This is a genomic window from Aeromicrobium sp., from assembly GCF_047607065.1.
In the GTDB taxonomy this organism is placed as follows: domain Bacteria; phylum Actinomycetota; class Actinomycetes; order Propionibacteriales; family Nocardioidaceae; genus Aeromicrobium.
In genome coordinates this window covers 1-14,768 of record NZ_JASGDU010000017.1, presented here as the reverse complement: position 1 = coordinate 14,768, position 14,768 = coordinate 1, and the positions used below count along the sequence as shown (strand labels likewise).

General features: G+C 66.6%; 13 protein-coding genes. 8 read left to right on the top strand and 5 right to left on the bottom strand.

Annotated features, from left to right (window positions below; all coding sequences use genetic code 11):
• From QM597_RS02460 to QM597_RS02445, 4 genes are all read left to right on the top strand, one after another.
• Positions 1-542: LPXTG cell wall anchor domain-containing protein (locus QM597_RS02460; RefSeq protein ID WP_415003286.1), on the top strand; the 542-nt coding region annotated here is incomplete at its 5' end.
• A gap of 831 nt (positions 543-1,373) precedes the next feature.
• Complete coding sequence (clpB, locus tag QM597_RS02455) at positions 1,374-3,959, top strand: ATP-dependent chaperone ClpB (protein WP_415003285.1); 2,586 nt, start codon at positions 1,374-1,376, stop codon at positions 3,957-3,959.
• 76 nt (positions 3,960-4,035) lie between these two features.
• Positions 4,036-5,076, top strand: a complete 1,041-nt coding sequence (locus QM597_RS02450) for a hypothetical protein (RefSeq protein ID WP_415003284.1) — start codon at positions 4,036-4,038, stop codon at positions 5,074-5,076.
• 63 nt (positions 5,077-5,139) lie between these two features.
• Positions 5,140-6,480: an NAD(P)/FAD-dependent oxidoreductase gene (locus tag QM597_RS02445; protein WP_415003283.1), complete on the top strand. Its 1,341-nt coding sequence runs from the start codon at positions 5,140-5,142 to the stop codon at positions 6,478-6,480.
• Between the two features lie 48 nt (positions 6,481-6,528).
• On the opposite strand, the gene QM597_RS02440 is transcribed toward QM597_RS02445, so the two are convergent.
• Positions 6,529-7,002, bottom strand: a complete 474-nt coding sequence (locus QM597_RS02440) for a hypothetical protein (protein WP_415003282.1) — start codon at positions 7,000-7,002, stop codon at positions 6,529-6,531.
• A 200-nt stretch (positions 7,003-7,202) separates the two neighbouring features.
• Between QM597_RS02440 and QM597_RS02435 the strand changes: the two genes are divergently transcribed.
• From QM597_RS02435 to QM597_RS02425, 3 genes are read left to right on the top strand one after another with little or no spacing between them, the layout of a single operon-like run.
• Positions 7,203-7,640: a VOC family protein gene (locus tag QM597_RS02435; RefSeq protein ID WP_415003281.1), complete on the top strand. Its 438-nt coding sequence runs from the start codon at positions 7,203-7,205 to the stop codon at positions 7,638-7,640.
• Positions 7,641-7,646: 6 nt separating this feature from the next.
• Positions 7,647-8,339: a winged helix-turn-helix transcriptional regulator gene (locus tag QM597_RS02430; protein WP_415003280.1), complete on the top strand. Its 693-nt coding sequence runs from the start codon at positions 7,647-7,649 to the stop codon at positions 8,337-8,339.
• 20 nt (positions 8,340-8,359) lie between these two features.
• A complete protein-coding gene (locus tag QM597_RS02425) occupies positions 8,360-9,187 on the top strand; it encodes a suppressor of fused domain protein (protein WP_415003279.1) in 828 nt (275 codons plus the stop codon).
• A 182-nt stretch (positions 9,188-9,369) separates the two neighbouring features.
• Here QM597_RS02425 and rnhA read toward each other — a convergent pair whose 3' ends face one another.
• The 4 genes from rnhA to QM597_RS02405 form a co-directional block, all read right to left on the bottom strand.
• A complete protein-coding gene (gene rnhA / locus QM597_RS02420; RefSeq protein ID WP_415003278.1) occupies positions 9,370-9,825 on the bottom strand; it encodes a ribonuclease HI in 456 nt (151 codons plus the stop codon).
• Positions 9,822-9,971 (bottom strand): hypothetical protein, encoded by a 150-nt coding sequence (locus tag QM597_RS02415; RefSeq protein WP_415003277.1) that lies wholly within the window; start codon positions 9,969-9,971, stop codon positions 9,822-9,824. Before QM597_RS02415 ends, rnhA begins: the two co-directional genes overlap by 4 nt.
• Positions 9,972-10,265: 294 nt before the next feature.
• A complete protein-coding gene (locus tag QM597_RS02410) occupies positions 10,266-12,389 on the bottom strand; it encodes an S-layer homology domain-containing protein (protein ID WP_415003276.1) in 2,124 nt (707 codons plus the stop codon).
• 269 nt (positions 12,390-12,658) lie between these two features.
• On the bottom strand, positions 12,659-13,414 hold the full coding sequence (locus QM597_RS02405; protein ID WP_415003275.1) for a lysophospholipid acyltransferase family protein: 756 nt from the start codon (positions 13,412-13,414) through the stop codon (positions 12,659-12,661).
• A gap of 207 nt (positions 13,415-13,621) precedes the next feature.
• Here QM597_RS02405 and QM597_RS02400 point away from each other — a divergent pair, with 207 nt between their 5' ends.
• Entirely contained in the window at positions 13,622-14,455 is an 834-nt protein-coding gene (locus tag QM597_RS02400) for a glycosyltransferase family 2 protein (protein ID WP_415003274.1), read from the top strand.
• The last annotated feature ends 313 nt before the right edge of the window (positions 14,456-14,768 follow it).

Here is a 14,768-nt window from a genome sequence, read left to right as displayed (position 1 = left end):
CTCCGGTGGCGGGTTTCGTGGGTACGCCCGATCCGGTGACGTATCTGGTCGATGGTGGGGATGGTCGTACGTATGCGGCGACGATCACGGTCACGGCGGTCGGTGCGGCCACCGGTGACGAAGTGACGTCCTCCGGTGACGGTCCGGTGGTGATTGACCCGCTGGCGAACGACAGCGTGGGGACGACGTTGATCCCGTCGAGCGTGCGGCTGGTGGACCCGGCCACGGGTGATCTGGTGACCGAGCTGGTGGTGCTGGGTGTGGGCCGCTGGGTGGTCGACACGACGACGGGGCTGATTACGTTCTATCCGGTCGACGGCTTCACCGGTGAGGTGCCCGAGGTGACGTATGTGGTGACCGGTGAAGACGGCCTGATGTATGGGGCCTCGATTGCTCTGGTGATCGAGGCTGCTGCCGGGGACACGACGACCGTGGCCGGGGTGTTGCCGGGTACGGGGTCGGGACTCTCGTGGCTGCCGGTGTGGGCGGGCTTGTTCCTCGCCGTGGCCGGCGGACTGTTGATCCGCCGCCGCCGCGCCTGAGGTGCCCCAGGTGGCTCCGGCCCGAGGGCGAGGGGAAAACCCTCCTCCTCGGGCCGGAGGTCTTTCCTTACCGCGATGCTACTGCGGCCGCTCCGCTATGGATTGACGGATGTCCATTCGCTATAAGGGCAACTATCGGCCTTTCGTGCACCATCAGAAGGAATGAGAAACCGATTGAATAAAATTGCGCCTTGGATCGTCCCCGCCATCCTCGTCGCCATAATAATCTTCGGACTGATTATTTCTTCCCACGAGAAGGATAAATGTCTGGATGATGGAGGTCGATGGGATGCCAAGAGGGCTTATTGCGTGATGCATACTAACCCGGTTGACGCTCCTTTGCTCGACGGTAGCGAGAGTGCAGAAGAGTAAGAGGTTGCGCGGATAGGCGGAACCCGGTCATCGTTCCCCGCAAGCGGGAGGTGCCCGCAATGCGAGCGCAGTACATTCGAAATGACCCGCCACCGTAGGCTTCGAGGCTCACTCGTTCCTCATTCGCACCTCAGCCGACGGATCCTATCCGCGCGAGTTCTCAAGGAAGTAAAAAGTTGAGCAAGCCACGGGGACTCCAGCTCCAGGTGTAGAAGGAGTCTTCCAGGCGCTCGCCGCCGGAGTAGGGAAAGACCGAGAGGCTCAGTCGTAAGAGCAGGCTATCGACTTCGACCCCGGCATCGACTCGCCGCCCTGCGAGTTCCGAGCAATGACCCTCGAGGGACACCGCTCGGTCAGAGAGTTCAAGGCCTCAAAGACCTCAGGATGACTTGAGTGGAATAGACTCAACTTTGATGCGGTTGAACCAGACAGGTTCGTCATCATCTGGGGAGGTCATGCATGAATCTCGACACCTTCACGACGCGCAGCCAGCAGGCGCTCGCGGCGGCGATCAGCGCCGCCTCCGTGGCCGGCCATCCGGCGGTTGAGCCCGTGCATGTGCTGGCGGCGCTCCTGCAGGCCGAAGGAGGCACCGGCGCGCCGCTGCTGCGGGCTGCAGGCGTCGATCCGGCTGCGGTGGCGACCGCGCTGCAGCGCGAACTCGCCGCGTTGCCCAGCGCCTCGGGCAGCACGGTCGCCTCGCCCGGTCTGTCGCGGTCGAGTCACGCCGTGCTGCGGCAGGCCCAGGAACTCGCCAGAAGCCTGGGCGACGACTTCACCTCGACCGAGCATCTAGTCGTGGCTATCGCTACGGTCGACTCGCCCACGAGTCAGCTGCTCGCGCGCGCCGGGGCCACCCCGGACACGCTGCAGGCCGCCTTCGCGGCGGTGCGCGGCTCGGCGCGCGCCACGAGCGCGAACGCCGAGGATTCCTATCAGTCGCTGGACAAGTACGGCGTCGACCTCACGGCCATCGCCGGAGAAGGCAAACTCGACCCCGTCATCGGCCGCGACGCCGAGATCCGCCGCGTCGTGCAGGTGCTGAGCCGCCGCACGAAGAACAACCCGGTGCTCATCGGGGAGCCTGGGGTCGGCAAGACGGCCGTCGTCGAGGGCCTGGCCCAGCGCATCGTTGCCGGTGACGTGCCCGACAGTCTGCGCGGCCGGCGGCTCATCAGCCTGGACCTCGGCGCGATGGTCGCCGGAGCGAAGTACCGCGGCGAGTTCGAGGAGCGGCTCAAGGCGGTCCTGGCCGAGATCAAGGAATCCGACGGCCAGGTCATCACCTTCATCGACGAGTTGCACACCGTCGTCGGCGCGGGTGCTGGCGGCGAGGGCGCGATGGACGCCGGCAACATGCTCAAGCCGATGCTGGCGCGCGGCGAACTGCGCATGATCGGCGCGACGACGCTGGACGAGTACCGCGAACACATCGAGAAGGACCCTGCCCTGGAGCGGCGCTTCCAGCAGGTGCTCGTCGGCGAGCCGAGCGTCGAGGACACCATCGCGATCCTGCGCGGCATCAAGGAGAAGTACGAGGCGCACCACAAGGTCGAGATCGCCGACGCCGCTCTTGTCGCCGCCGCCACGCTCTCGGACCGCTACATCGCCGGGCGGCAGCTGCCCGACAAGGCCATCGACCTCGTCGACGAGGCCAGCAGCCGCCTGCGCATGGAGATCGACTCCAGCCCGGTCGAGATCGACGAGCTGCGGCGCAGCATCGACCGGCTGACGATGGAGGAGCTGCACCTGCAGAACGAGACCGACGAGGCCAGCGTCGAACGCCTGGAGAAGCTGCGCGCCGAGAAGGCCGACAAGGCCGAGACCCTGCGCGCGCTGGAGGTGCGCTGGGAGGCCGAGAAGCAGAGTCTCAATGCCGTCGGCGAGATCAAGGAGCGCATCGACGAGGTGCGCATCGCCGCCGAACGCGCTCAGCGCGAGGGCGACATGGCCACCGCGAGCCGCCTGCTCTACGGCGAGCTACCCGCGATGGAGGCCCAGCTGGCCGATGCCCAGGCCGCCGAGGCAGGGCGCGACGACCTCATGGTGCGCGAGGAGGTCGGTGCCGACGAGATCGCCCAGGTCGTCGCGGCCTGGACCGGCATCCCGACCGGCCGCCTGTTGGAGGGTGAGTCCGGCAAGCTACTGCGCATGGAGGAGGAGTTGGGTCGGCGGCTCATCGGCCAGAAGGCCGCCGTTACCGCCGTCTCCGATGCGGTGCGCCGTAGCCGCGCCGGTATCGCCGACCCCGACCGCCCGACCGGATCGTTCCTGTTCCTCGGGCCGACCGGCGTCGGCAAGACCGAGCTGGCCAAGGCACTGGCGGAGTTCCTGTTCGACGACGAGCGGGCCATCGTGCGCATCGACATGAGCGAGTACGCCGAAAAGCACAGCGTCGCGCGGCTCGTCGGCGCCCCTCCGGGCTACGTCGGCTACGACGAGGGTGGTCAGTTGACCGAGGCAGTCCGCCGCCGCCCGTACTCGGTGGTGCTGATGGACGAGGTCGAGAAGGCGCACCCGGAGGTCTTCGACATCCTCCTGCAGGTGCTCGACGACGGACGCCTCACCGACGGCCAGGGTCGCACGGTCGACTTCCGGCAGACCATCGTCATCCTCACGAGCAACCTGGGTTCGGCTTTCTTGGTCGATCCGGCGCTCGACGAGGACGCGAAGAAGACCGCAGTCATGGAGGCCGTGCGCGCCGCCTTCAAGCCCGAGTTCCTCAACCGGCTCGACGAGATCGTCACCTTCGATCCGCTCGGCACCGAGGAGCTGACGCACATCGTGGACCTGCAGCTCGCCTCGCTCGCGAAGCGGCTGGCGGGCCGCCGGATCACCCTCGACGTGACGCCCGCAGCGAAGGAGTGGCTGGCGCTGACCGGATGGGACCCGGCCTTCGGCGCCCGGCCGCTGCGCCGTCTCGTGCAGCAGGCCATCGGCGACCGGCTCGCCAAGGAGCTGCTCGCCGGACAGGTACGCGACGGCCAGAGCGTCCGCGTCGACCGCGACGAGGCGCTGGAGGGCCTGACCGTCACCCCCGTCTGACGGCCTTGAGGTGCGAGGAAGCCAGTCCGGCTGCCGCCGTTCGCTCCGGGTTGCCGTGGCGTGATGGGATGGAGGCATGACCGACGAACCCCGCCGCCCGACCGCAGTCACGCTCGCCTGCGTCGGGGCGGGCTTCGTGGCGCTGTTCGTGCTGGCGAGCACGGTGAGGGTGCTCGCCGACTGGGGTTCGCTGGAACTGCAGGAGACGGTCCAGCAGGCGCTCGACGACGCCGGCCCGGCAGCCGAGAACCTCACGCTCGATGCGACGCTGGCGGCGATGCGCGTGGTCCTGTACATCGTCGTCGTGGCCGCCGTGGCAATGGCGGTGTTCGCCGCCTTCGCGCTACGCGGGGATCGCCAGTCGCGGTGGGGGCTGACGATCCTGTGCGCCCTGGCCGGAGTGAGCCTGACGCTCGTCGGGTCCGTGGTGACGTTGTTCCCGGCGGTCGTGCTCGTCTCGGTGGTCTTCGTGCTGTGGACGCCCGAGGCGCGGGTCTGGTTCGACCTCACGAACGGCCGCACGCCGTCGCCCGTCCTGGTTGCCCGCGCCCGCGCCCGGCAGGGCCTGGCACCCGAGCCGGGCCTCGGCTCGGTAGCGCCGCCGCTCGGGGATCGCGCTGCTCCGATCTCCGCCGTGCCTCCGCCCTTTCCGCCGATGTCGCCGTGGCCGATCCCGGGCCGCTCGACGTTGCCCGGCGCGCTCGTGGGCGGAGCAGTGACGATGATCGTCGGCAGCAGCATCACGGCCGGGTTCTCCGCCCTGGTGGCGCTGATGTACCTCGCTCGGGCTGCCGACCCCGAGGGCTACGCGGCGGTCGCCGGCTCCGAACCGCTGCTGCCCGAGGTCATGTACGGGCTGTCTGACGCGCCGCGCACGGTCGCGTTCACCGTCGCGGTGCTGGCGCTGGTGACCGTGCTGGCCCTGGCTGCTGGGGTTGTCGGGGCCGCATTACTGTTCGGCCGATCGCGGCTGCTAGGCCCGGCCCGGATGCTGGCTTCGGTCGGGCTGGTCGGATCGGCGGCGGCGCTGCCAGTGGCCGCGCCGATCTTCGCCGCCTGCCTGGCCACGCTCGTCCTGCTGCGGCAAGCGTCGGTGCGGGCCTGGGCCGCCCGCTGAGACTTCCGTCACCGAAGCCCGGACCGCTCGCTCGAAGGGCCGGTACGACCGTAGACTCTGTGCATGGCCGAAAGTGAGTCGTCTGCTCCCAAGCGTCCGCATGTCGTCGTGGTCGGTGGCGGTTTCGGTGGTCTGGCCGCCGTCCGCAAATTGCGCCGCGCCAATGTCTCGATCACGTTGATCGACCGGCATACCTACAACACCTTCCAGCCGCTGCTGTACCAGGTCGCCACGGCGAGCCTGAATCCCGGTGACATCACCTGGTTCCTGCGGGCGGTGCGCGCGCGGCAGCGCAATGTGCGCTTCCTCAAGGGCATCGTCACGGGTATCGATCACGAGAAGAAGTTGCTGAGCCTGCACGGTGACGTGTCGGTCTCCTACGACTACCTCGTGCTCGCCAACGGGGTGACCACCAACTTCTTCGGCACGCCTGGTGCCGAAGAGTTCGCGATTCCGCTCTACAAGCGGTCCCAGGCGCTTCAGGTGCGCGACAAGTTGTTCGCGAACCTGGAGGAGTTCGCCATCAACGGCCAGGACGCCGACCTGCGCATGGTCGTGGTCGGTGGCGGTGCCACCGGAGTGGAGACCGCCGGTGCGTTCGCGGAGTTCCGCAACAACGACATGCCGACGACCTACCCCGAGTTGGACCGGGCGCGCATCCACGTCACGCTGATCGAGATGGGGCCGCACGTGCTTGCGCCTTTCCACGAGAAGTTGCGCGACTACGCGCGCCGTTCTCTGGAGAAGCGCGATGTCGACCTGCGTTTGGGCACGGCCGTCAAGGAGGTCCGCGAGAACGGCGTGCTGATCGAGGCCGACGGTCAGCAGGAGTTCCTGGAGGCCGGCATCGTCGTGTGGGCCACCGGCGTCACCTCGCACCCCACGGTGCTGGACTGGAACGTCCCGCAGGGTCGCGGCGGCCGGATCGAGGTCGACGAACACCAGCAGGTCACGGGCCTGGAGAAGACCTTCGCCATCGGTGACATCTCCATCGGCCCCGACCCGTTGCCGCAGCTCGCGCAGCCGGCTATTCAGGGCGGCAAGCACGTGGCGAAGGTCATCAAGGCCGACATCTCCGGCAAGAGCCGACCTAAGCCGTTCAAGTACTCTGACAAGGGAACGATGGCCACCATCGGCAAGTCGTCGGCGGTCGCGGAGATTACCCACTTGCCGCGACTGAAGGGCTTCCCGGCATGGATCATCTGGGTCGCCTTGCATGTGGCGACGCTGCTCGGCGGCCGTAACCGGGCCGCGACGATCATCAACCTCGGCAGCAAGTACCTGTTCAGTGGCAGCCATAACGCGATCGTCGGCGAGACCCCGTACGTCGTGGCCAAGCACCAGGTACATATCACGCCGGCGACGAAGAAGAAGCGCAAGCCGTCGGACGCGCCCAAGGGGTAAAGAGCCACCCTGGCCGATACCGGGATCGTCGGCGCTGTCCGCCGATGGTCAGCCGATGGCCTCGCTCGCGGCGGGGGCGGCCGTCTGACGCAGGAGTGCATGGTAGACCCCGTCGAACCGAGTGTTGACTTCCGTGCGGAATTCGTTCAGCTCGGTGCGGAGGGCCGTGAGGTCGGACTTCATTTCGGTGCGGAGGGCCGTGAGGTCGGACTTCAGCTCGGTGCGGACGGCCGCCGTGTCGGACTTCAGCTCGGTGCCGAGGGCTGTCAGGTCGGACTTCATTTCGTGACGGAGCGCTGTCAGGTCGGACTTCAACTCGGCGTGGAGCGCCGCAGCGTCGATTTTGGTCTCGGTACGCAGGTCGCTGATTTCGGTCCGCAGGCCGGTGATCTCGGTCGTGAAATCGTTGCGCAGCTCGGTCCGCAGCGTGTCGAGAGAGCGGTTCATGTAGACGGCGAGGCTGGCGAGCGCGGCCAGCAGCGTGCCCAGGGACACCCAGGTGTCGAGGTCCATGTCCATCATTCCTTCAGTGTGAGGCCCGTGCGGGATTCTGACCAGCACTGTGCCGACCGGCTTGCAGTCCGCGCGATGGCGAAAAGGTTGCCTGTGGACGCCGCGAATGCGCCCGTTCCGGAATCTGTGGAAAACGGGAGTGCTTGCTCTTGACAAGCGAACTTGTTTTTTCAAGTATCCAGTCATCGCCGATCACCCAGGAGAGCGCCATGAACACCAAGATCTTCCTTAACCTGCCGAGTCACGACTTGGAGGCCTCGAAGGCCTTCTATACCGCCGTCGGGGCGACCGTGAACCCGAACTTCACCGACGACAATGCCGCCTGCCTCGTCTTCACCGAGGACATCTACCTCATGGTCCTGCGTACCGATTTCATGGCGAGCTTTACCGACAAGCCGATCGTCGATCCGGCAGAGGCCGCCCAGGCGATCACCTGCTTCATGCTCGACTCGCGCGAAGAGGTCGACACCTTCGTCACCGCCGCGCTGGCCTGCGGCGGCCGCGAGCCGCGCGAGGCGTTGGACTATGGCTTCATGTACCAGCGCAGCATCGAAGACCCCAGCGGCAACATCATCGAGGTCGGTTACATGGACCCGAAGGCCGCTGAGGTCGGCCCCGAGGCGTACCTGGCCGAGCAGGGGGCCTGAGGTCGGGTGGCGAGTCGCAGTTACGGTCAGTACTGCGGGATCGTCACCGCGCTGGAGCAGGTCGGCGAGCGGTGGGCGCTGCTCATCGTCCGCGACCTGCTCGTGGGTCCGCGCCGCTACGCCGACCTCAAGAACGGCCTGCCGCGCATCCCCACGAACATCCTCAGCAAGCGGCTCAAGGAGTTGCAGGAGGCCGGAGTCGTCCGCAGGGTGCCGCTGGCTCGATGCGGACTCGTCTACGAACTCACCGAGCGCGGTCGCGCCCTGGAGCCGGTGCTGCTGGCGCTCGGGGAGTGGGGTTTTGGCGGTATGGGGGAGCCGGGACCGGAGGACGTCGTCACGCTCGACTCGATGACGATGGCCTTCCGTACCGCGTTCCGCCCGGAGGTAGCGGCCGGGCTGCCGCCGACGCGCTACGAGGTTCACATCGGTCCGGCGGCCTTGAATCTTTCTATCGATAAATCTACTCTGGTGGTACGTCCGGTCGCGGGCGGACCGCTCGTGCGCGGCGTCGACGGGGACCTCGCACCCGAGGCGGACGCCGATCTCGTCCTCGTCTGCGGTCCAGGAGTCCGGGAGGTGATCGCCGGAACCGTCTCGCCTGGGGAAGCCGTGGAGACGGGTCTCGTCTCGATCAAGGCGGGAGCGGCAGACCTGTTCGAGCGCTTTGCCGCGACCTTCCACCTCGATCCCGCGTGAGGGTCTGCGACAATGAGCGCATGGCTGCCGACATGACAGAGGATCAGGCGTTCCCCGAGCACGTTTTCGACGCGCTGGGCGTCGATCCGGCGATGTTCTCCGACCCGATTGGCGGAATGGTCCGGGTGGTCGAGAAGCGCCCGGCCGACGGTCCAATCACGGTGATGACGCTCGGCGCGTCGCGGCTGCCGATCGACTCCGGGGAGCGCGTCGAACTGGCCGTCGAGGTCATCGACGGCCAGCAGGGCGCGGCGCGGGTCGCGCTGGAGATCGTCTGCGACGACATGGCCTCGAACCGGCGGGTCCCTCCGGTGGGAACCCCCTGGCGCAACGCTCAACCCTTCCTCAACGGCACCGGCATCTCGGCGATCATGGTGACCCCGTCGCGCTGGGGTGCCTCCTTCGACGAGGTGCGCTCCGCCGACGGCACCCTGGCTGGGCATGTACGGACCCTGCGCCTGCTCACCGACGCGGAGGCGGCCTTCGCGTCGGCGAACGGCTGGGAGGCGCTGGTCGCCCAGGCCGGATCGGTCGACGCACTGCTCGACGTCACCCGTGCCGGTGCGGTCGAGAGCGGGGGCGTGCCGGGCAACGCGCCGGTCTTCCTGTCGAAGCTGCACGCGGAACACCCGCCCCGCTGGGTCACCTTCACGGGCGGGGAACTCCAGTCGGTCACCGGACTGGAATCCGACGAATACATGGACGACGCCGCCAATCATGAAGTGTGGTCGGTCGACTCCTTCGTCGACCGTTTCCCCTTCCTCGCGGACTTCGTCCGCGAGGCCCGGCCGGGGCAGACGGCGCTATTCACCGACGCCTCCGGGTCCTACGTCCTGGAGGAGGACTAACGACGTAAGCGGATAGGTCCCGCTGGCTGAGGTGCGTAGGCCGCTTGCGGCCGGAGTGGGGGTACCTCCCTGCACGAGCTTGCGAGTGCTTGGGGGATCGAAGTCTGCGGCGGCGTGGGGGTCGTTTCGAGGTGTGCTGCGCTCGCACCTCAATGACCGAGGTCCGCCTACTGGCGCACGTTCTAGGAAGTCAGTGCGCGGGCGGCGGCGGAGGCGAGGCGGTCGGCGATCTCGTTGTCGCGGTCGCCGGCGTGACCCTTGACCCAGTGCCACTCGACATCGTGCCGTTCGCACGCCGCGACGAGGGCGCGCCACAGGTCGGCGTTCTTGACCGGCTGCTTGGCCGCCGTGCGCCAGCCGTTGCGCTGCCAGTTCGCCACCCAGCTGGTGATGCCGTTGCGCACGTAGGTCGAATCGGTGCGCAGATCGACGCGCGAGGGCTGCTTCAACGCTTCCAGTGCCTTGATCGCCGCCATGAGTTCCATGCGGTTGTTGGTCGTGTCCGGTTCGCCGCCGGACAGTTCGCGCTCGTGCGGACCGCAGCGCAAGATGGCCCCCCACCCGCCCGGTCCGGGGTTGCCGAGGCAGGCTCCGTCGGTCGAGATGGTGACGTGCGGCTGCTCTTCTCCGGTGCTCATCGGCGCACCTCCGTGACCTGTCCGACGAAAACGAGGTAGTGGCCGATGCTCCTGTGGGCCTTCACGTCGAGGCGTTCGTTGCCCACGGCGAACTCGGCTGCGGACGGGGGCCTCGACAAGTGCGGATAGGTCGATGTCGCGCTCACCCCGTGACGCTATCGGACTTGGCGAGTGGAGATAGCGGCGGTACTGGCTACCGACCCCCGAAAGACGCTTCGGTCATCTGCCACTTGCGGAGGTCGGCCATCGGGTGACCTCTTCGCGTGGCAGAGGGCACTTTCGAGTCTGCTGAGACGGTGCGCGGATGGGCGAACCGAAGTCCCTGAGGTGCGCCCTTCGAGGCTCGTCACAAGCTCACCGCACCTCAGCCAGCGGAACCTACTAGCGCAACCTCTTCTTGGCACATGTGCTCAACTCCGGCCAGAATGCGCGCCACCCATCTACTCGGGGAGGAGTCCGGCTTGGTCGAAACGATGCAAGAAGACGGCCATGTGCTCGCGCCATACGGGTGACGCCGGATCATACGCATAGGTTCCATCGGACTGCGCGTAACCTTTGCTGATCCCGGTCTGCGACATCCACACAATCTCCTTGTAGAACGGATGCGACGTAGGAACATCGGAGAAGGGCGACACCGTGGGAAGGTCTCCGACGTCCGGAGAACCGGCCAGCCGGTACATGAACGCTGCCATATGCTCACGCATGACCGGAGCCGCCGGATCAAACGCCTTGCCCCCGGAAACGACATACCCCGTTGAGATCCCGCTCACCCCAAGCCACCGGATATGTTCCTTGAAGGGATGCGACACCGCCACGTCCACAAATCCGCTCGCTGCGGTGGTTGACTCGGGATTCGTCCCATCGTGGGCGTACCGGTACATGAACGCCGCCATGTGCTCACGCAGTACCGGTGAGGCCGGATCGAACGAGTAGGTGCCGTCGCCATTGGGATAACCGGTGCTGATCCCCTCCGAGGCCAACCATTCGATGTCCGCAGCAAACGGGTGAGTGCTCGCGACATCGGTGAAGGAACTGCACGTCCACGACACGGTGTAGGCACCGAGGCTGCCGTACGTGGGGTAGACCCCGCTGACGCTGGTCGGCTCGACGCGCACGTACAGCGTGCCCGATGCGGTGCCCGAGGTCGTGGCGTCCAGCCCGGTGGCTACGAGTGTTCCGGCGCTCCAACTTCCGGACTGGCTGGAGGTCGGGTCGTTCGTCGCCACGACCCCGCCGAGGGTATTCAGCAGCGAAATCTTGGCGTCGAGGTTCGGACCCACGGCTGCGGGAGTGACGCTGACGCTGGCCGCCACCGGGCAACTGCCCAGTTCCCACACGTCGGCGTCGGAACCGGAGGTAATGAAGCCGGTCGCCGACCCCGAGGAGTCGACGCTCGGGGCGTCGGTGATGCTGCTGGGTGCCTCATCACTGCGGGCCGTGAGGCCGTTGCTGGCAAGGACGGTGAGGTCCGCGCCGCTTTGGCTGCTGCTGCGGATCACCGCCGAGTTGCTGTGGTCGGTCCACTGGGTGAGCGCCCGCGTGTACGGCGCGCCCATGATCGGACCCCAATTGCTGTGGCCGCCGTAGTACTCCGTCGAGGTGCCCTGGGCATGGTAGAGACCGCCGTTGTGGCCGATCTCGTGACTGATGATCAGGGCTAGCGCCGGCGGATTGCTCGGATAGAGCGAGGCCTTGATCCACGCATTCTGATATTTGGCGTGCTCGTAGGTCGCATCAATGTTGCCCACGTAAGCGATGCCTGCGCACGAACTGGAGCAACTGGACGGGAAAGTCGACCCACTCGTGATCAGCGCCCGAGCGCCGTAGATCAGATCCGCCGCATTCGTGCGGGTGATGGCCGCGTCGCCGGGGTCCTCGGTGGTCACGTTGACGTCGAAGGGTGCGTAGTCCTCGGCAACAGCGGCCCACACTTGCTGGATCACGGTGAGTTCGGCGTCGGAGAAGGTGTCGTAGTCGGAGTCGATGGAGTAGCCCGAAACGAAGCCCTCGGCGACATCGTGGTCTTCGTTCCAATAGGTTCCGCTGACGGTGCGGCCGTCGAAGTCGAGGAAGATGGTGCGTGACGAGCCGGGCTTGCTGTTGAGCGTGAACGTCTCGTCCAGCGACGTGGACAACTCGGCGGTCTCGAAACTCTCGTCCGCGGTCTCCTCGGTCTCCGCCGCCTCTGCTTCATCCGCCTCAACGATGAAGACGGCACCGGTCGTGTCGATACCGACGCCGGGATCCTCTTCGAGGCTCTGGGTCAACTGCTCACTGGTCAGGCCGTTGCGCTCGGCGACCGCAGCGAGATCGTCACCGAGGGCCTCGACCGCCTCGTCGCCGAAGACCGGCGCGTCGAGGTCGAGGTCGAGTTCGGACGCCGGAACTTCTGGCGTGTCCGCCGCCTCGGATGTGGCTTGCGGTGATGCGGACTGACTCGTGGCGGTGGCCTGCGGTGCCGACGTCGTCGCCTCTTCGGGCGCGCGGGTCTGCGGCGCGCCGCTGGCCGTCGTGACGACCGCGAGTAGCATCGCGGCCACTCCGATTCCCCACCAGTGCTTCATGTTCGACTCCTCGCTCGCAGAATCGTGTGGACGGCAAGGCTTCGCGCGATATGCGAGCCTCAACCCCCGGTCCTGCCGCACGATCCGGGGCCATTGGATCACGGAATCTGGCTCACCGACAACCGTGCGATCGGGCGCGGGTCAACCCGCAGTGAGCACGTCAGAGGTCCGGCTGTCCGAGGAGTGAGAGAGTCTTGGAGGGTGCTGTGGCGGGGCACATTCCGCCCTTGGCGAATGCTGTGTGTTGCAGCCCTGCGGGGGCGATGTGCTTAGGAGTTGCGGGCGGCGCGGCGGGCGGCCTTGGCGGCCTTCTCCTCGGCGTCGAGGCGGGCGGCCTCCTGCGGCGTCGGCGCGAGGCCGCCGTACCGGGCCGGTGCCCACCACTGCCCCACCGGACTGATCGGATACTCCGTGATCGCCTTGTCGAGCAGACGAGCCATCTCCTCGCGCAACCGTTGTGTCTCGGCGACAGGATCCTCGCCGGTGACCTGTAGCGGCGGCCCGACGTGCAAGGCGATGGTCTTGCCGCGGCCGTACAGATCGGAGGGATGATCCTTGGTCTTGAGCAACTGGGTGCCCCAGGTGACCATGGGGATGAGTGGCACCCCGGCCTCGGCCGCCATGCGCACGGCACCGGTCTTGAGTTCCTTGATCTCCATCGAACGGCTGATCGTCGCCTCGGGGAAGATGCCCACCACCTCGCCGGAGCGCAGATACTCCACGGCGGTGTTGTAGGACTCCTCGCCCTGATCGCGGTCCACGCTGATGTGGTGGAAGGAGCGCATGAGACGGCCTGTGGTGCCCTCGAAGGCTTCCTTCTTGGCCATGAAGCGTACGAGCCGCTTGCTGGGCTGGGCGGCGAGGCCGTCGAAGATGAAGTCGACGTAGCCGATGTGATTGGCCGCAAGCACGGCACCGCCCTCGCGCGGGATGTGCTCGGTGCCGGATATCTGGAACTTCATGCCCAGCACTTTGAACAGGGTCTTGGCGGTCACGATGACCGGTGGATATGTGATGTCACGCATGGTTCCTCCTACGCCACGTGGAAGCCGTGATGTATGTGTCGGCGTCGACGGGATGGTTGATGGTCACATAAGCACGGAGTCGGTGCGGGCGCACCCCTTCTTTCACCTTGCGGTATGTCGACCCCTCGTCACGCCGCACCCGTCGACTCGCGCGAAGGCATGGGTACCCTGGACGTTAGCCACACCGACGAAGAAGGACCCGATTGGATGACTCCTCCCACGCTATCCGTCGTGGTGCCCGCCTACAACAACGCGAAATATCTCGGTGAGACGATCGAGAGCATTCTGCGGCAAGAAGGCATCGACTTCGAACTCATCGTCGCCGATCACTCATCGCCTGACGACACGCGATCCGTCGCGGAGCGGTACCTCGACGACCCCCGGATGACGCTGCTCGACACGCCGGCCGGTGGCGGAGCGCCGGCCAACTGGCGTCGTGTCACGGAGGCGGCTACTGGCGAGTATCTCAAGCTCGTGTGTGGCGACGATATTCTGCGGCCCGGCATCCTGGCGCGCCAAGTCGGCTTGCTGCAAGCCAGCGAGCGTGCCGTGCTGACCGCGTGTCGCCGTGACGTCATCGACGCCTCCGGCAAGACCCTGATTGCCGGTCGTGGACTGCAGAAGATTGATCGTCCTCTGCCCGGTGCCGAGGCTGTGCGCCGAGCCGTCCGAGCCGGGATCAACCCGTTCGGCGAACCCGCGTCGGTCACGATGCGCCGCGACGTCCTTGAAAACGTCGGCGGATGGTTCGGCGACTTCCCCTACCTCATCGACCAGGCGTCGTATGCCCGCGTGCTCCTTCACGGTGACTTCGTTCCCGACCAGGAGGTCGGTGCCACCTTCCGCATGAGCAACGAGCAATGGAGTGTCGCCCTCGTCAAAAATCAGTCGAGTCAGGCCCGCGGCTTCCACGAGTGGATGCGCCACCACCACCCCGACGTCGTCTCGGCTGCCGATGTCCGTATCGGCAACGCCCGTGCGGCGATGGCAGCTCGGGCGCGCCGACTGGCCTATGTCGCTCTCAGCAGGAGAATGCGATAACCGGTGCCCGAAGCACGTACCTCCACCGCAGCCTCTGTTGTCTGGTCGATGAGACCCGTCCGCTGACCACACCGTTCACGGGGTACGACGCTACCGATGTACCTGAGCGCGCTCAGGAGAGTCGACGTGGTCGAGTCGTCACGGATCACGACGCGGACTGAGTTTGACCCTTGCGGGAGTCCTTGCGCCTAGATGATTGATGCGGGGCGGGGTCTGGTCTGTGGTTTTAGTGGTCGTAGGGGGTCAGGGAGCGTAGGACGGGTGCTCCGATGCGGTCGTTGTGCCAGATGACGGTGGTGAGCGCGAGGATCCG